Origin of the sequence: Nonomuraea sp. AD125B, assembly GCF_041402765.1 — a bacterium.
Classification (GTDB): Bacteria; Actinomycetota; Actinomycetes; order Streptosporangiales; family Streptosporangiaceae; genus Nonomuraea; species Nonomuraea bangladeshensis.
In genome coordinates this window covers 26,347-43,243 of record NZ_JBGLOU010000012.1, presented here as the reverse complement: position 1 = coordinate 43,243, position 16,897 = coordinate 26,347, and the positions used below count along the sequence as shown (strand labels likewise).

17 protein-coding genes are annotated in these 16,897 nt (G+C 72.1%); 14 read left to right on the top strand and 3 right to left on the bottom strand.

Annotation, left to right across the window (positions count from 1 at the left end; all coding sequences use genetic code 11):
- Nucleotides 1–54 precede the first annotated feature (54 nt).
- A complete protein-coding gene (locus tag ACBR40_RS29410) occupies nt 55–720 on the bottom strand; it encodes a sigma-70 family RNA polymerase sigma factor (protein ID WP_344208292.1) in 666 nt (221 codons plus the stop codon).
- A gap of 178 nt (nt 721–898) precedes the next feature.
- On the opposite strand from ACBR40_RS29410, the gene ACBR40_RS29405 reads away from it, so the two are divergent.
- Nucleotides 899–2,521, top strand: coding sequence for a putative quinol monooxygenase (locus tag ACBR40_RS29405; RefSeq protein WP_371250847.1), 1,623 nt, complete (start codon nt 899–901; stop codon nt 2,519–2,521).
- A gap of 15 nt (nt 2,522–2,536) precedes the next feature.
- Here ACBR40_RS29405 and ACBR40_RS29400 read toward each other — a convergent pair whose 3' ends face one another.
- On the bottom strand, nt 2,537–2,773 hold the full coding sequence (locus tag ACBR40_RS29400; RefSeq protein WP_091091351.1) for a glutaredoxin family protein: 237 nt from the start codon (nt 2,771–2,773) through the stop codon (nt 2,537–2,539).
- A 114-nt stretch (nt 2,774–2,887) separates the two neighbouring features.
- Between ACBR40_RS29400 and ACBR40_RS29395 the strand changes: the two genes are divergently transcribed.
- The 8 genes from ACBR40_RS29395 to ACBR40_RS29360 all read left to right on the top strand — a co-directional run bounded on the left by ACBR40_RS29395 (nt 2,888) and on the right by ACBR40_RS29360 (nt 11,479).
- The gene (locus ACBR40_RS29395; RefSeq protein ID WP_329586937.1) at nt 2,888–3,565 is read left to right on the top strand and encodes a redox-sensing transcriptional repressor Rex; all 678 of its coding nucleotides are present in this window, start codon (nt 2,888–2,890) and stop codon (nt 3,563–3,565) included.
- Nucleotides 3,562–4,818: a glutamyl-tRNA reductase gene (locus ACBR40_RS29390; protein WP_344208290.1), complete on the top strand. Its 1,257-nt coding sequence runs from the start codon at nt 3,562–3,564 to the stop codon at nt 4,816–4,818. Before ACBR40_RS29395 ends, ACBR40_RS29390 begins: the two co-directional genes overlap by 4 nt.
- Nucleotides 4,815–5,729 carry a hydroxymethylbilane synthase gene (hemC, locus tag ACBR40_RS29385; protein WP_371250846.1) on the top strand — a complete coding sequence of 305 codons (915 nt, stop codon included), beginning with the start codon at nt 4,815–4,817 and terminating at the stop codon, nt 5,727–5,729. Before ACBR40_RS29390 ends, hemC begins: the two co-directional genes overlap by 4 nt.
- A gap of 35 nt (nt 5,730–5,764) precedes the next feature.
- Nucleotides 5,765–7,285: a bifunctional uroporphyrinogen-III C-methyltransferase/uroporphyrinogen-III synthase gene (locus tag ACBR40_RS29380; RefSeq protein ID WP_344208288.1), complete on the top strand. Its 1,521-nt coding sequence runs from the start codon at nt 5,765–5,767 to the stop codon at nt 7,283–7,285.
- A complete protein-coding gene (gene hemB, locus ACBR40_RS29375) occupies nt 7,282–8,265 on the top strand; it encodes a porphobilinogen synthase (RefSeq protein WP_364458960.1) in 984 nt (327 codons plus the stop codon). Before ACBR40_RS29380 ends, hemB begins: the two co-directional genes overlap by 4 nt.
- Nucleotides 8,266–8,397: 132 nt before the next feature.
- Nucleotides 8,398–9,027 carry a bifunctional DNA primase/polymerase gene (locus ACBR40_RS29370; RefSeq protein ID WP_344208286.1) on the top strand — a complete coding sequence of 210 codons (630 nt, stop codon included), beginning with the start codon at nt 8,398–8,400 and terminating at the stop codon, nt 9,025–9,027.
- Nucleotides 9,028–9,083: 56 nt separating this feature from the next.
- Nucleotides 9,084–10,364 (top strand): glutamate-1-semialdehyde 2,1-aminomutase, encoded by a 1,281-nt coding sequence (gene hemL / locus ACBR40_RS29365; RefSeq protein WP_371251028.1) that lies wholly within the window; start codon nt 9,084–9,086, stop codon nt 10,362–10,364.
- Between the two features lie 197 nt (nt 10,365–10,561).
- Nucleotides 10,562–11,479 carry a LysR family transcriptional regulator gene (locus ACBR40_RS29360; protein ID WP_344208284.1) on the top strand — a complete coding sequence of 306 codons (918 nt, stop codon included), beginning with the start codon at nt 10,562–10,564 and terminating at the stop codon, nt 11,477–11,479.
- A gap of 4 nt (nt 11,480–11,483) precedes the next feature.
- Here ACBR40_RS29360 and ACBR40_RS29355 read toward each other — a convergent pair whose 3' ends face one another.
- Nucleotides 11,484–12,338 carry a DMT family transporter gene (locus ACBR40_RS29355; RefSeq protein ID WP_344208283.1) on the bottom strand — a complete coding sequence of 285 codons (855 nt, stop codon included), beginning with the start codon at nt 12,336–12,338 and terminating at the stop codon, nt 11,484–11,486.
- A 43-nt stretch (nt 12,339–12,381) separates the two neighbouring features.
- On the opposite strand from ACBR40_RS29355, the gene ACBR40_RS29350 reads away from it, so the two are divergent.
- From ACBR40_RS29350 to ccsB, 5 genes are all read left to right on the top strand, one after another.
- The gene (locus ACBR40_RS29350; RefSeq protein WP_344208282.1) at nt 12,382–13,020 is read left to right on the top strand and encodes a histidine phosphatase family protein; all 639 of its coding nucleotides are present in this window, start codon (nt 12,382–12,384) and stop codon (nt 13,018–13,020) included.
- 86 nt (nt 13,021–13,106) lie between these two features.
- Entirely contained in the window at nt 13,107–13,664 is a 558-nt protein-coding gene (locus ACBR40_RS29345; protein WP_344209087.1) for a TlpA disulfide reductase family protein, read from the top strand.
- On the top strand, nt 13,657–14,379 hold the full coding sequence (locus tag ACBR40_RS29340) for a cytochrome c biogenesis CcdA family protein (RefSeq protein WP_371250845.1): 723 nt from the start codon (nt 13,657–13,659) through the stop codon (nt 14,377–14,379). The genes ACBR40_RS29345 and ACBR40_RS29340 overlap by 8 nt, the downstream gene beginning before the upstream one ends.
- Nucleotides 14,379–15,938, top strand: a complete 1,560-nt coding sequence (locus tag ACBR40_RS29335) for a cytochrome c biogenesis protein ResB (protein WP_371250844.1) — start codon at nt 14,379–14,381, stop codon at nt 15,936–15,938. The genes ACBR40_RS29340 and ACBR40_RS29335 overlap by 1 nt, the downstream gene beginning before the upstream one ends.
- The gene (gene ccsB, locus ACBR40_RS29330; RefSeq protein ID WP_371250843.1) at nt 15,928–16,890 is read left to right on the top strand and encodes a c-type cytochrome biogenesis protein CcsB; all 963 of its coding nucleotides are present in this window, start codon (nt 15,928–15,930) and stop codon (nt 16,888–16,890) included. The genes ACBR40_RS29335 and ccsB overlap by 11 nt, the downstream gene beginning before the upstream one ends.
- The last annotated feature ends 7 nt before the right edge of the window (nt 16,891–16,897 follow it).

Below are 16,897 nucleotides of genomic sequence, written 5' to 3'. Positions count from 1 at the left end.
CAGTCGCTCCCGTCTGGCCGTGACACCTGCCTAACGACGGGTGGATGGTGGAGGTTACGCCAGGTCGTGCTTGAGCGCTCGGGCCAGCGCGCGGATGGCCCGGAACTGCAGCGCTTTGATCGCTCCACTCTTCTTCCCCATGATCAACGCGGTTTCCGCGAGCGAGAGTCCGTGCAGGAAACGCAGGACGACCACTTCCTGCTGTTCGGGATTGAGCTCTCGTACGGCCCGCAGCACCCGGTCGTTGATGATGGCCGTGACCACGGCGTTCTCCGGGATGTGCGAGCCGTCGAGCGGAACGTCGATGATCTCCCCGGTAGGGATTTCCAGCCGATATCGCCCCGATTTGAAGTGATCCGTCACCAGGTTTCGGGCGATGGTCACGAGCCAGGCGCCGAAATCGCGGCCCTGCCAGGTGAAGTCGGCGATCCTGCGCAGCGCCCGCAGGAAGGTCTCGCTGGTCAGGTCCTCGGCGAGTTGGTGAGAGCCGACCCGGAAGTAGATGTAGCGGTAGACGAGGTCCACATAGCGGTCGTAGAGCGTGCCAAACGACTCCGTGCAGCCGTTCTTGGCGTCCAGGACGAGGTCCCGTACGTCCACGTCGGCGGCTGCGTCCACCTCGGGTTCCGGCGCTTCTTCGCGCACGGCGAACTCGCCCGTCCGGGCAGGCGCAGCGAGCGCTGGCACCAGCAGCCCGGCGAACGGTGACGAGTCAGGCATCCGGTATCCCTAGGGGTAAGGGGTGCGGCGTGCTCGAACACTCTAGAAATCAACCGGAAATTCCACAATCCACAAGCTACTTGCATGACTTGGTGTAACCGCCGGATACCGTGAGGATCGACCTGTTCCCTCTTCGGCTACCGGCTGGGAGGCATCGTCCGGCAGCATTGGAGTCACCATGGAGATCCTCGTTGCTGTCCTCGGGTTCGCCGGTGCGCTCCTCGCCGCCTTCGCGACAGGCGCCCTGATCAAACGGCTGCGCGACGAGCCCGAAGGCTGGCTGATCGGCTGGGCCGTCGCGGCCGGGGCGCTGTGCCTGTCGCTGGCGGCGGTCGGCATCGGCGGCCTGATCGGGTTCGGGGCGGTGACGTTCCGGATCTACCAGGTGACGGGGTCGCTGCTCGCGCCCCTGTGGCTGGCCGTCGGCATGATCCAGCTCCTCGCCGAGCGGGTGCCGCCGCGCTTCCTCGCGTGGCTGATGGGCATCGCGCTGACGATCGTCACCGGCGCCATCATGATCTTCGACCCGCTGAAGTCCGAGGTGACGGGCAAGAAACTGCCCGCGGGGCCGACGCTCTGGGGCATCTTCCCCGGCTACCTGCTGATCGGCGTGCACGTCGTCGCCGTGGTGATCATGCTGGCCATGCTGGTGGTCGCGGCGCTCAAATGGCGGGGCGGCGACGAGTACGACACGGACAACCTGCACGCCTCCCTGGTGATCGCGCCGTCCGGGATCGCCCTGGTGGGCGCGATGCGCTTCACGGTGCCCCCGCTGTTCACCACGGCGCTGCTCGCGGTGGCCGCCGCGGCGGTCTGGTACACCGTGCTGCGGCCGCTGGCGCCGTACGACGACGAGGAAGACGACTTCGACGACCGCGACGAGCCCGCCAGGCGCGGCCAGGACGCCCGCCAGGACGCCAGGGCCCGCCACGGCCACGACGCCGCCGCACGGCACGGCCAGGATCCTGCCGCACGGCACGGCCACGATCCCGCCGCGCGGCACGGCCACGACGCCCCCGGGAGGCACGGCGGCGACCGGCGCGGGATGCCGCCCGAGGACCACGACCGCACGGTCCCGCGCGGGCGCCGGGCCATGCCCGAGCCCGTGCCGGCCGCCGACCTGCCGCCCGCCGCGCCCCGCCGGCCCACCGGCCTCGGCGACCTGGTGGCCGAATACCGCGCCGGCGAGCGCGACGTCGACTACGCCGCCCGCATGACGCCGCCCCCGCCCGAGGACGGCCCCGCGACCGGCTACATCATGAACGGCGGCCCGATGCCCGGCGGCCCCTCGGGCCCGCAGGCCATGCCGCCGCAGCGCCCCGAGTACGCGATGCCGCCCACCCCGCCCCCGGCCGGTCCGGCCACCGGCATGCTCTTCTCCGGCGCCGACCTGTTCTCCCCGTCCGGTCCCCAGCAGCCGGGCCGGCAACCGGGCCCGCAACCCGGCCTGCAGCCCGCCGGGGGCCGCCTGTCGCCGAACATCTACGGCCTGCTCACCGTGTTCACGATCATGGACGGCGCGGGCGAGGCGTTCGACCGGCTGGCCGAGGCCACGGTCGAGGGCGTGCGCCGCGGCGAGCCCGACACGCTCGTCTACGCCTGCCACTCCGTCAAGTCGGCCCCGCTGCAGCGCATCGTCTACGAGCTCTACCGCGACGAGGTCGCCTACCGCGACCACCAGCGGCAGCCGCACGTCGAGCGGTTCGTCACCGAGCGGCAGTCGATGGTGCTGGCCACCAACGTGATCGAGCTCGACGTCAACGCCGCGAAGGTGGTGCCGCTCCCCACGGTCCCGTACTGAACCTACGTACTGAACCTACGTACTGAGCGCCGCGCGCAGGCGGGTCTCGTCGACCCGCCAGAAGTCGTGCTGCACGCCGTCGATGAGCGTGACCGGGATCATCTCCCAGTATTTCTCCCTCAGCTCCTCGGAGGAGTCGATGCTGATCTCCTCCCAGGGGACGCCCAGCTCGCCGGCCACCCGGGCGATGACCTCCCGCGCGTCCTCACACAAGTGACAGCCGGGCTTGCCGAGCAAGGTGATGCGGTGCATACGGCAACCGTACCGCCGCTACTTTGTGCATCGGTTCACAAAGGGATTAACCTGAAAGACGGTTCTAATCCGTCCCCGCGGCTCCCCGCCGCCCGTCCCCTGGAGCTCCGGCGCGTGAAGAGCACGTCCCAGCCCCGTGACCGAGGCATCCCCGAGGCGACGGTCGCGCGGCTGCCGCTGTACCTGCGGGCGCTGCACGGCATGGCGGAGCGGGGCGTGGCGACGGTCAGCTCCGAGGACCTCGCCGTGGCCGCCGGGGTCAACTCCGCGAAGCTGCGCAAAGATCTGTCACACCTCGGCTCCTACGGCACCAGGGGCGTAGGCTATGACGTCGAGTACCTCGTCTACCAGATCTCCCGCGAGCTGGGCCTGACGCAGGACTGGGCGGTCGCCATCGTCGGCGTCGGCAACCTCGGCCGCGCGCTGGCGAACTACGGCGGGTTCGTCTCACGCGGCTTCCGGGTGGCGGCACTGATCGACGCCGACCCCGAAGTCGTGGGCGACACCATAGCGGGGTTGAATGTTGAGCACATCGACGAACTGGAAGCCGTCGTCAAACGGCGTGGAGTCTCGATCGTGGTTCTGGCGACACCGGCGGAAGCGGCGCAGGCGGTCTGCGATCGCGTGATCGCCGTGGGCGTGACCAGCATCCTCAACTTCGCCCCCGTCGTGCTCTCCGTGCCGGACACCGTCGACGTCCGTAAGGTCGATCTATCCATCGAACTGCAGATTCTCGCGTTCCACGAGCAACGCAAAGCTGGAGGGCCACTCATGGCGGTGGACAGTCAATGAGCATCCTGGCCGTCGGACTCAGCCACCGCACCTCGCCGGTGGCGCTGCTTGAACGGGTCTCACTCACCGGCGACCGGCTGGTCAAGCTCCTCCACGACGTCCAGCGGGACGCGTCCGTGGCCGAGGCCATGGTGGTGTCGACCTGCAACCGGGTGGAGATCTACGTCACCGTCGACCGGTTCCACGCCGCCCTCACGGCCGTGACCGGGCTGCTCGGCGTGCACACGGGCGTCCCGGTCGAGGAGCTCACCCCGCACCTCTACGTGCACTACGAGGAGCGCGCGGTCGAGCACCTGTTCTCCGTGGTGTGCGGCCTCGACTCGATGGTGGTCGGCGAGGGCCAGATCCTCGGCCAGGTACGCCAGGCGCTCAAGCTCGGCCAGCGCCAGGGCACCGTCGGCGCCACGCTCAACGAGCTGGTGCAGCAGGCGCTGCGGGTCGGCAAGCGGGCCCACACCGACACCGGCATCGACCAGGCCGGGGCCTCCCTCGTCACGGCCGGGCTGGCGCTGGCGGGCGAGATCGCGGGCCGGCGGGCGCTGGTCGTCGGCGCGGGCTCCATGAGCTCGCTGGCCGCCGTCACGCTCCAGCGCGCCGGGGTCACCGACATCGTCGTGGCCAACCGCACGTACGAGCGGGGCGCCCGGCTGGCCGCCAACGTCGGCGGCCGGGCCGTCGAGTTCGCCGCCATGCCGGCCGAGCTGGCCGCCGCCGACATCGTGATCACCTGCACCGGAGCGGGCAGGCACATCATCACGCCGGATATGCTGGGCGGACCCACGTTCCTGCTGGACCTCGCGTTGCCGCACGACGTCGACCCGGCCGTGCGCCGGGTGCCGGGGGTCCGGCTGGTCGACCTGGAGACGATCCAGGAGTCCGGCATCGGCTCGCGGGAGGTCGACGCGGTCGCGTCCGTGCGCGCCCTGGTCGTCGAGGAGCTTCGCGCCTACCTCGACGCCGAGCGCGCCGCCAAGGTCACCCCGACCGTGGTCGCGCTCCGCAGCAAGGCGGCGGGGGTGGTCGAGTCCGAGCTCGGCCGGCTCCTGATGCGCGTGCCCGACCTCGACGCCCGGGCGCGCGACGAGGTCGCGATGACCGTGCAGCGCGTCGTGGACAAGCTGCTCCACGAGCCGACTGTGCGTGTCAAGCAGCTGGCGACCTGCCCGGGAGGCGATCATTATGCGGAGGCGCTGCGTGAGCTGTTCAACCTGGACCCGAAGATGCCCGAGGCCGTGAGAGAGGTGGAGCTGTGACGCCCGAACCCCTCCGGCTGGGCACGCGCCGCAGTCAGCTGGCGACCGCCCAGTCCCAGATGGTGGCCGACGCCTACACCGAGCGCACCGGCCGCGCGATCGAGCTCGTCGGGGTGACCACGTTCGGCGACGTCACCAAGGCGCATCTCGCGCAGCTCGGCGGCACCGGCGTGTTCGTCAGCGCGCTGCGCGACAAGCTGCTCGACGGCGAGATCGACTTCGCCGTGCACTCGCTGAAGGACCTGCCCACCAAGCAGGACCCGCGCTTCGTCCTGGCCGCGCTCCCGGCGCGCCACGACCACCGCGACGCGCTGATCGCGCACGCCAAGTTCGCCGACCTGCCGGCCGGGGCGCGCGTCGGCACCGGCTCGCCGCGCCGCGTCGCCATGCTGAGCGCGCTCCGCCCCGACCTCGAATACGTCCCGATCCGCGGCAACGCCGACACGCGCATCGCCAAGGTCACCTCCGGCGAGCTCGACGCAGTCGTGCTGGCCACGGCCGGGCTCGACCGGCTCGGCCGGGCCGCCGAGATCGCCCAGATCTTCGAGATCGAGGAGCTGCTGCCGGCCCCCGGCCAGGGCGCGCTCGCGGTCGAGTGCCGCGCCGACCTGACCGAGCTCGTCGCCTTCCTCGGCGTGCTCGACGACCCGCGCACCCGCTCCGCGGTGGCCGCCGAGCGCGCCGTCCTGTCCGCCCTGGAGGCGGGCTGCGCCGCGCCCGTGGGTGCGTACGCCGTCGATGACGGGCACACTCTGAACCTGACCGCCACGGTCGTCGCGCTCGACGGCCGCGAGGCGGTCCGCAAGTCCGCCGCCGGCTCTCCTTCGGAGGCTGTCAGCCTGGGCCGCCGCCTCGCGGCCGAGATGATCGCCGAAGGGGCCGACAGATTGATGGGGGAGCATTCCCATTGAGCTCCGATAGTCCAACCTCCGGTCTCGTCGCCTTCGTGGGCGCGGGCCCCGGCGACCCCAACCTGCTCACGCTCCGCGGCGCCGAGCTGCTCGGCAAGGCCGACGTCGTGGTGCTCGGCGAGGAGGCGCACCGCGCGCTGCTGCGTCATGCCCGCGAGGGCGTGCAGGTCGTCGAGGCCGACGACGCGCTGACGGGTCTCGTCAAGCGCGCCAAGGACGGCGGGCTCGTGGTGCGCCTGTGCCCCGGCGACCCCATGCTGTTCTCCTCGATCACCGAGGAGGCCGCGGCCTGCGCCGCGGCGGAGGTGGACTTCGAGGTCGTGCCCGGCGTCCCGCCCGCGACCGCCGTGCTCACCTACGCGGGCATCCCGCCGGCGACGGCCGTGCCCGAGTTCCGCGTCGTGGACGCCGCGCAGGAGCAGGACTGGTCCTCCCACGCCGCCTGCCCCGGCACGCTGGTCATCTACAACGGCATCGGCGAGGCCGTGTCCATCGGCAAGGCGCTCATCGCGGGCGGCAAGCCCGACACGACGCCCGTCGCGGTCAGCAGCGGCGGCACCACCACCGAGCAGTACACCGTCGTGTCCTCGCTCGGGCGGCTGCAGGCCGACCTCAAGCACGCCGGGTTCACCGAGCCCGCGCTGATCGTCGTCGGCGAGGCCGTGGGGCTGCGCGAGAAGCTGTCGTGGTTCGAGACCAAGCCGCTGTTCGGCTGGCGGGTGCTGGTGCCCCGCACCAAGGAGCAGTCGCGGAGCCTGTCGGAGCAGCTCGTCTCCTACGGCGCGGTGCCCGAGGAGGTGCCGACCATCTCGGTCGAGCCGCCGCGCACCCCGCAGCAGATGGACCGCGCCATCAAGGGCCTGGTCACCGGCCGCTACGAGTGGGTGGCCTTCACCAGCGCCAACGCCGTCAAGGCCGTGCGCGAGAAGTTCGAGGAATACGGCCTCGACGCCCGCGCCTTCGCCGGGCTCAAGGTGGCCGCGGTCGGCGAGGCGACCTCGCGCGCCCTGGTCGAGTTCGGCGTCAAGCCCGACCTGCTGCCCTCGGGCGAGCAGTCGTCCGAGGGGCTGGTGGCCGAGTGGCCGCCGTACGACTCGATGCTCGACCCGATCAACCGGGTGCTGCTGCCGCGCGCCGACATCTCGACCGACACGCTGGTGGCCGGGCTGACCGAGCTGGGCTGGGAGTGCGACGACGTCACGGCCTACCGCACCGTGCGGGCCGCGCCGCCGCCCGCGCCGATCCGCGAGGCGATCAAGGGCGGCGGCTTCGACGCCGTGCTCTTCACCTCCTCCTCCACGGTGCGCAACCTCGTGGGCATCGCCGGCAAGCCGCACAACGTCACCGTGATCGCGGTCATCGGGCCGCAGACGGCCAAGACCGCCGAGGAGTTCGGGCTCCGGGTGGACGTCATGGCCGACAAGCCATCCGCCTCCGCGCTGGCCGCCGCCGTGGCCGAGTACGGAGCCAAGCAGCGCCAGGCTGCGCTGGCCGCGGGCGACACGCCGCGCAGGCCCTCGCAGAACCGCCGTGGCGCGAGAAGGAGAGCCAGATGAGCGCACGCTTCCCCGTGGCGCGTCCCCGCAGGCTGCGCGGCACTCCGGCGCTGCGGCGGATGGTGGCGGGCACCAGGATCGACCCCGCCGACCTGATCCTGCCGGTGTTCGTCAAGGAGGGCATCGCCGAGCCGCAGCCGGTGGTGTCGATGCCGGGCGTGTTCCAGCACACCTCCGACTCGCTGCGCAAGGCGGCCCACGAGGCGGCCGAGGCGGGCCTGGGCGGGCTGATCCTGTTCGGCATCCCGGCGGTCAAGGACGCGCGCGGCTCGGCCGCCGACGACCCCGACGGCGTGCTCCAGAAGGCGCTGCGCGAGGTGAGCGCCGAGGTCGGCGACGCGCTCGTGGTCATGGCCGACACCTGCCTCGACGAGTTCACCGACCACGGGCACTGCGGCATCCTGACCCCGTCGGGCGACGTCGACAACGACGCCACGCTGGAGCGCTACGCCTCCGTCGCGGTGGCCCAGGCCGACGCGGGCGCGCAGATGATCGCGCCGAGCGGCATGATGGACGGCCAGGTGGCCGCCATCCGCGCCGCGCTCGACGGCGCCGGCCACGCGGGCGTGCCGATCCTCGCCTACTCGGCGAAGTACGCCTCCGCCTTCTACGGCCCGTTCCGCGACGCCGCCGAGTGCGCGCCGCAGTTCGGCGACCGCGCCACCCACCAGCAGGACCCCGCGGGGCCGCTGGAGGAGGCGCTGCGCGAGGTCCGGCTCGACCTGGCCGAGGGCGCGGACGCCGTCATGGTCAAGCCCGCCCTGGCCTACCTCGACATCATCGCCGCCGTCCGCCGCGAGGTGGACGTGCCGGTCGCCGCCTACCAGGTGAGCGGCGAGTACGCGATGGTCGAGGCGGCCGCGGCCAACGGCTGGGTGGACCGCGAGCGGACGATCATGGAGTCGCTGGTCGCCATCAAGCGGGCCGGCGCCGACCTGATCCTGACCTACTGGGCCACCGAGGTGGCACGGACGCTCTAACCAAGGGGTTTCCCGTCAACTCGTGAGGCCTGTGCGTTAGAGTGCGATGACAAGTGCTGGTGTGTCCCGCGTGAGCGAACGCCCGCCCGGAGCCGGGACCTCTTCAGGCGCGGGATTCGACGGGAGACACCAATGGTGGGGGTACCTCTGGCTCGGCGTACCAAAAAGCGGGCGCGGCCGTCGCGCATCGCGACCGTGCTCGACTACGCCGCGATGGGCTGGCCCGTGGTGCCGGGCGCCTATCCGCTGCCCGCGGGGCCGCGGGCGTGCTCGTGCGACCGGCTCGGCTGTCCCGACCCGGGCGCCCATCCGCTCTCCCCGGCCTGGCCGCTGCTCGCCACCACCGACCCCGCGCAGCTGTCCCGCTGGTGGCAGGCCGAGCCCGAGGCGGGTGTGATCCTGCCCACCGGCCGCGTCTTCGACGTCTTCGACGTACCGCTCGCCGTCGGTCTCACGGCGCTCACCAGGATCGACGAGGCAAGTGCCCACTCCGGCCCGGTCGCCGCCCAAGGCGACCGGGTCTTGTTCTACGTGGCCACCCGCGGCAACCCCGAGGACGAGGACGAGTGGTGGTCCTGCCACCTCGACTGCGACCCGGCCGCCATCGACGACACGCCGGGCCTGCGCTGGCACTGCCGCGACAGCTACGTGCTCGCGCCGCCCTCGCATCTGCCGTTCGGCCGGCAGGTCTCCTGGCTGCGGCCCCCGGACGGGCGGCCGCTGCCCGACCCGCTGCGCATCCTGGAGTGGCTCGCCGACTGAGCGGCCCCTCGCCCTGGGGCGGCCCCTGGCCCGACTAACCTGGTCGGGTGAGCCGCATAGAGACATCCGAGGACCTGTTCGCCCGCGCCCGCCAGGTCGTGCCGGGGGGCGTCAACTCGCCGGTGCGCGCGTTCGGCGCGGTCGGCGGCACCCCGCGCTTCATGGCCGCCGGCCAGGGCCCCTACATCACCGACGTCGACGGCAACCGCTACGTCGATCTGGTGTGCTCCTGGGGGCCGATGATCCTCGGCCACCGCCACCCGGCGGTCGTCGAGGCGGTCTCCGAGGCGGTCGCGCACGGCTTCTCGTACGGCACCGCCACGCCAGGCGAGGTCGAGCTGGCCGAGGAGATCGTCTCCCGGGTGGCGCCGGTGGAGAAGGTGCGGCTGGTCAGCTCGGGCACCGAGGCCACGATGAGCGCGGTACGGCTGGCGCGCGGCTTCACCGGGCGGTCCAAGGTGATCAAGTTCGCCGGGTGCTACCACGGGCACGTGGACGCGCTGCTGGCCTCGGCCGGGTCGGGCGTGGTGACCTTCGGGCTGCCGGACACGCCGGGCGTCACCGGGGCGTCGGCGGCGGACACGATCGTGCTCCCGTACAACGACGTGGCGGCCGTCGAGGAGGCGTTCGCCCAGGCCGACATCGCGTGCGTGATCACCGAGGCGTGCCCGGCCAACATGGGCGTGGTGCCGCCGCGCGACGGCTTCAACCAGCGGCTGCGCGAGCTGTGCACGGCCCACGGGGCGCTGCTCATCGTGGACGAGGTGCTGACCGGCTTCCGCGTCTCGGCGGCCGGCTGGTACGGCCTCGACCCGGTCGAGGCCGACCTGATGACGTTCGGCAAGGTGATGGGGGGCGGGCTGCCGGCGGCGGCGTTCGGCGGCCGGGCCGAGGTGATGGCCTACCTCGCGCCGGAGGGGCCGGTCTACCAGGCGGGCACGCTGTCGGGCAACCCGCTGGCCTGCGCCGCCGGCCTGGCGACGCTGCGGGCGCTGGACGAGGCGGCGTACGCGCGGGTGGACGCCGCGGCGCTCGCGGTGGGCGACGCCGCCGCGCAGGCGCTGGGCAAGGCCGGGGTGCCGCACCGGCTCCAGCGGGCCGGCAGCCTGTTCTCGATCTTCTTCACCGATGCCGAGGTGACGAACTTCGCCGAGGCGAAGACCCAGGACACCAGTGCGTTCACCGCGTTCTTCCACGCGATGCTGGACCAGGGGGTCTACCTGCCGCCGTCGGCGTACGAGGCGTGGTTCCTGTCGGCCGCGCACGACGACGAGGCCATCGAGCGGATCGTCGCGGCGCTGCCCGCCGCCGCCGAGGCGGCCGCGACGGCGCGGTAGCGCGGGGCGGCGCTCAGCGGGCGGGCTTCTGGTAGCGGATGCGCTGCTCGCGAGCCTGCTCGGCGAGCTCCTTGAGGTACGAGGGACCGGCGGGCTGCTGCTTCTTCGACTTGATGATTCTCATGCATCTATTTTCATCTGCTACACAATCAACCACAAGCGAGACTTTCTACGCTAAACCCTTTAGTCTGGCTTACATGTTGGACCTGAACCGCCTCAAGGCTCTGCACGCTGTGCACGTCTACGGCTCGGTCGGCGCGGCGGCGGACGCGCTCATGGTCACCCCCTCGGCCGTGTCGCAGCAGATCGCCAAGCTGGAGCGCGAGACCGGCGCCCGGCTCATGGAGCGCAACGGCCGCGGCGTGCGGCTGACCGACGCGGCCGGGCTGCTCGCCGAGCACGCCGAACGCATCCTCGCCCTGGTCGAGACCGCCGAGGCCGACTTCGAGGCGCTGCGCGGCGAGGTCGTCGGCCGGCTCAACGTGGCGGCCTTCCCCACCGCTGCCCGCGGCCTCATGCCGCAGGCCCTGGTCGCGCTCCGCGGCCGCCATCCCGACCTGTGGATCCAGCTCAGCGAGCGCGAGCCCGAGCGGGTCGTACGCGACGTCGCCAGGGGAGAGCTCGACCTCGGCATCGTCCAGGACTGGCTCAACCGGCCCATGGCGCTGCCCGACGGCCTGTCCAGGGCCACGCTGCTGGACGACGTCGCGGACGTGGCGATACCCGCCGGGCACCCGCTGGCCGGCTCGCGCGAGATCGAGCTGGCCGCCCTCCACGGCGAGCGCTGGGTCAGCTCCACGCCCGGCACCGTGTGCCACGACTGGCTCGTGTACACGCTGCGCAACGCCTCGCTGGAGCCGGAGATCGCCTGCCTGGCCGACGAGTACCCGACCCAGCTCGCGCTGGTAGCCGCCGGGCTCGGCTGCGCGATCGTGCCGCGGCTCGGCCGCTACGTGCCCGAGGGCGTCGCCATGGTGCCGATCAGGCCGCGGCAGGCCCGCCGCATCTACGCCGTCTGGCGCGCCGACGCGGCCCGCCGCCCGGCCATCAGGGCCCTGGTCGACACCCTGATGGAGGTCAGCAGGGAGCAGGAGAACGCCTGGGCCGTGAAGTGAGCGACTAGCTCAGGGCGATCGCCACGACGCCGCCCAGGATCACCCCCGACGCCAGCAGCCGGCGCGCGAGATCGCCCTCGGCCAGCAGCCGCCCGCCCAGCACCACGGCGATCAGCACGCTGATCTCCCGCGCCGGCGCGACCACGGTGACCGGCGCCATCGTGAACGCGATCAGCACCAGCAGGTACGACACGAAGATCAGCACCGCCGCCCCGGCGATCCGCCACCGGTGCTCCCGCCACACCGGCGCGACCAGCTCCCGCCGCGTGGCCAGCACGACCGGCGCGAGCACCAGCGCCCGCCCGACCTCGCCCAGGTAGAGGAGCGCCAGCGGCGCCACCCCGAACGGCCCCACCACCTGCGAGTCCCACACCGTGTACCCGGCGATGAACAGCCCGACGACCAGCCCGGGAGCCACCGAGCGCAGATCGGCGCGGCCCGCGCCCCGGCCCAGCAGGAACACCCCCACGCCGACCAGCACGATCCCCGCCACGTTGGCGACCGACGGCCGCTCGCCCAGGAACAGCACCGCCACCAGGCTCGCCAGCATCGGCCCCGTGCCGCGCGCCACCGGGTAGACCATGGACAGGTCGCCGGTGCCGTACCCGCGCTGGAGCAGCAGGAAGTAGCCCAGGTGCAGGGTCATGCTGCCGCAGATCACCGCGAGGTCCGTCCAGGACGGCACGCCCGCCACCACCAGGTATCCCGCGAACAGCGGCGCCCACAGCGCCGCGCCGGCCACCGCCACCAGCCAGACGAAGACCACCCCGTCCGCCTGCGAGGAGCGCTTGCTCAGCAGGTTCCAGGTGGCATGGGCGAAGGCGGCGACGAGCACGAGGAGGAGCGCCCAGGGACTCACCCGGGGACCCTATCCCGAGGCGAGCGGATAGGCTGTGCCCACCATGGCTGAAACGACCGTCGTCCACCTTCTGCGCCACGGTGAGGTGCACAACCCGAAGGGCATCCTGTACGGCAGGCTGCCCGGCTACCACCTGTCCGAGACGGGTCACCTCATGGCCGAGACGGTCGCCAAGGCGGTCGGCGGCCGTGACATCGTCGCCCTCTACAGCTCGCCCCTGGAGCGCGCGCTGGAGACCGCGGCCCCCCTCGCCGCCAAGCTCGGGCTGGAGGTCAGGCAGGACGAGCGGCTGCTCGAAGCGGTCAACCTGCTGGAGGGCCGGCCCGTCGCGCAAGGGGTCGGGCTGTTCCGCGACTGGCGCAACTACCGCTACTTCTGGAACCCTATGCGCCCGTCCTGGGGCGAGCCCTACCCGGTGATCGTGCGCCGGATGAAGTCGATGATCGACGACGCGCGGGCGGCGGCGCGCGGGCACGAGACCGTGCTCGTCAGCCACCAGTTGCCGATCTGGTCGATCAGGATGGCGGCCGAGGGCCGCCGGCTCTGGCACGACCCGCGCCGCAGGCAGTGCGCGCTGGCCAGCCTCACGACGTTCACCTTCGACGGTGACCGGCTCATCAGCATCGGCTACAGCGAGCCGGCCGGGTCGCTGGACACCGGGCCGTCCGTCCCGGGCGCCTGAGCCCGATGTCCGGATCGCCCGGACCCACCGGTAGAGTTGCAAGCTCTACCGGTTGTAGTACAAGGAGATCTTCCTCCGTGCGCGCCATGTCCCTCTCCCTCGCCCTGCTGGCCGTGCTGGCCGCGGGGTGCGCCGGCAATCAGAGCGGCCAGCCGGAGGCGGGCGACACCCGGTTCGTCGCCGGCGACGGGAAGATGCAGGTGTTCGCCGCCGCCGAACGCAAGCCCGCCCCCGCGGTCGAGGGCCCGACCCTCGACGGCGGCACCGCCTCGCTGGCGGCGCACAAGGGCAAGGTCGTGGTGCTCAACTTCTGGGCGTCCTGGTGCGGGCCCTGCCGGGCCGAGGCGCCGGTGCTCAAGGAGGTCGCGGCCAAGACCAAGGGCACCGGCGTCGAGTTCGTCGGCGTCGACTTCAAGGACCGGCAGGCCGACGCGCTCGCCTTCGAGCGCACCGAGCAGACCGGCTACCCGTCGATCTTCGACCAGCCGGGCAAGGTCGCGCTGGCCTTCCAGGGCACGGTGCCGCCCGCCGCCATCCCGTCCACGCTGATCATCGACAAGCAGGGCCGGATCGCCGCCCGCGCGCTCGGCGCCGTCAAGTACACCGACCTCATGGACACCGTCACCAAGGTCCGCGATGAATGACGTCGTCGCCTCGGGCTCGCTGCTGCTCGCCGTGCCGATCGCGGTGCTCGCGGGCGTGGTGTCGTTCCTGTCGCCGTGCGTGCTGCCGCTGGTGCCCGGCTACCTGTCGTACGTCACCGGCATGAGCGCCGACCCCAAGCGGGGGCGGCTGGTGCTCGGGGCGGCGCTGTTCGTGGCCGGGTTCGCGCTCGTGTTCGTGCTCAGCGGCGCGCTGTTCGGCGGGCTCGGCTCGGTCATGCTGGGCAACGCCGCGATCATCACGCGGGTGCTCGGGGTGCTGACCATCGTGCTCGGGCTGGCCTTCCTGGGGGTCATCCCGGGGCTCATGCGCGACGTACGGATCCACCGGCTCCCCGCGGCGGGGCTGGCCGGGGCGCCGCTGCTCGGTGTGGTGTTCGGGCTCGGCTGGACGCCGTGCATCGGGCCGACGCTGGCCGTGGTGCTGACGCTCGGGCTCAACGAGGGCAGCGCCGGGCGCGGAGCGCTGCTGGCCGTCGCGTACGCGCTCGGCCTCGGGCTGCCGTTCGTGGCGGCGGCGCTGGCCTACAGCAGGGCTCTGCGCACGTTCCGTGCCATCCGCAAGCACTCGCGCCTGATCACCAGGATCGGCGGCGGGATGATGGTGGCCGTCGGCGTGCTGCTGGTGACCGGGCTGTGGGGGGAGATGATCGCGGCCATGCAGGGTGTGATCGGCGCGTTCGAGCCGGTGATCTGATGAGCGTGCGGGAGCTGGAGCGCGAGCGGTCGCCCAAGCAGGCCGGGCTCGGCCCGGTGGGCTGGCTGCGGTGGGCGTGGCGCACGCTCACCTCGATGAAGACCGCGCTCATCCTGCTGTTCCTGCTGGCGCTCGGCTCGGTGCCCGGCTCGCTGATCCCGCAGCGCGGCGTCGACCCCGACAAGGTCGCCAGGCTCTACGACGAGAGCCCCGCCCTGGCCGAGTGGTACGACCGCCTCCAGCTCTTCGAGGTCTTCTCCTCCACCTGGTTCGCCGCGGTCTACCTGCTGCTGTTCACCTCGCTCATCGGCTGCATCATCCCGCGCACCCTGACCTACGTGCGCGAGCTGCGCCGCAAGCCGCCCGCCGCGCCGAAGAACGTCACCAAGCTGCCGCACGCGGCCGTCATCGAGGGCGGGCCGAGCCTCGACGAGGCCGCCAAGCGGCTGCGCGGGCTGCGCTTCCGCGTCGTCACCGGCGACGGCTGGATCTCGGCGGAGAAGGGCTACCTGCGCGAGACCGGCAACCTGTTCTTCCACGTCGCGCTGCTCGGCATCCTGTTCGCGATCGGGGTCGGCTCGCTCTTCGGCTACCGCGGCAACGTGCTCGTCGTCGAGGGCGACGGCTTCGCCAACACCGTGGCCGCCTACGACCGGTTCATGCCGGGCAACCAGGTGTCGGCCGAGTCGCTGGCGCCGTTCACGCTGCGGCTCGACGACTTCAACGTCTCCTACCAGGTGGCCGGCGAGAAGCGGGGGCAGGCGCTCGACTACACCGCCCACCTCACGGTCAACGACACGCCGGACGCGCCCGCCCGCGACGTCGAACTCAAGGTCAACACGCCGCTGGAGGTCGACGGCACGCAGACCTACCTCATCGGCAACGGCTACGCGCCGGTCTTCCGGGTGACCGACGGCAAGGGGCAGGTCGCCTTCGAGGGTCCTGTGCCCTGCCTGATCGAGGACAAGGCCACGATGACCTCGGGCTGCGTGGTCAAGGCCCCCGACGCGCAGCCGTCGCAGCTCGGCTTCCTGCTGCGGTTCCTGCCGACCAGCGTGCCGCTCACCGACGGCACCCACGCCTCCGCCTTCCCCGGCGAGCTCAACCCCGAGGTGCAGCTGCTCGGGGCGTTCTCCGGCGACCTCGGGCTGCGCAACGGGCAGCCGCAGTCGGTCTACGAGCTGGCCCCGCCGGAGACGTTGAAGAAGCTCAAGCCGCTGCTGATGGGCACCGCGGTGCCCAAGCCGCTCGCGGTCGGGCAGTCGGTCGAGCTGCCCGAAGGCGCGGGCAAGCTGGAGTTCACCGGCGTCAAGCAGTGGATGACGCTGCAGGTCGCCTACGACCCGGGACGGCTGCCCGCGCTGCTGTTCTCCGGTCTCGCGGTCGTGTCCATCGCCGCGTCGCTGCTGATCAGGCGGCGGCGGGTGTTCGTCCGGGTCAAGGGCGAAACGGTCGAGGTCGGGGGCCTCACCCGCACCGAGGGCTCCGCGGCGGGCTTCGCCGAGGAGTTCGCCGACATCGTCAAGGTTCTATCAGCAGGAGAGAAAGATGTCCGCTGAGCAACTCGCCGAGCTGAGCGACCTGACCGTCGTCGCCGCGGTCCTGCTCTACGTCCTCGCGATGATCGCCTTCGCGACGGAGCTGGCCTTCGGCCGCTACGTCGCGGGCAAGAAGACCGCGGCGAGGGCCGCCCGGCCCGTCAGGCAGACGGTCACGGTCGGCGCCGGCGCCGACCAGGTCGAGGGCGCGGCTCCAGAGCCCGTGGCGCCCGAGGGCGCCCCGCCGTCGCGGCTGGCGGCCCGGGCCGGGACGGCCGGGCTGGCGCTGGCCTGGCTCGGCTGGGCCGCCAACCTGGTCGCCATCGCGACCCGCGGCCTCGCCGTCGGCCGCTGGCCCTGGGGCAACATGTACGAGTTCGTCGTGGCGCTCTGCTTCGCCGCCGTCACGGCGTTCCTGCTCACCCAGCTCCGCCACAACGTGCGCTTCCTCGGCGCGTTCGTCATGGTCACGGCCACGCTCGGGCTGGGCGCGGCGGTCAAGATCTTCTACACCGCCGCGGGGCCCGTGGTGCCGGCGCTGAACTCGTACTGGATCGCCATCCACGTCACGGCGGCGATCATCGCGAGCGGGCTGTTCGCGCTGGCGGGCGTCGCGGGCGTGCTCTACCTGGTGCGCGGCGACGGGATGTCGCGCCTGCCCTCCCGCGAGGACCTGGAGCGGGTGGCGCACCGGGCGATCGTGTTCGCCTTCCCGCTGTGGACGTTCGCGGTGATCGCGGGCGCGCTGTGGGCCGACCGCGCGTGGGGCCGCTACTGGGGCTGGGACCCCAAGGAGGTCTGGTCGTTCATCACGTGGGTGGCCTACGCGGCCTACCTGCACGCCCGCGTGACGGCCGGCTGGAGGGGGAAGGCCGCCACGATCGTGCAGCTCGTGGCGTTCGGCTGCCTGCTGTTCAACCTGATCGGCGTCAACATCTTCGTCGGCGGGATGCACAGCTACGCCGACGTCTGAGCCGGGG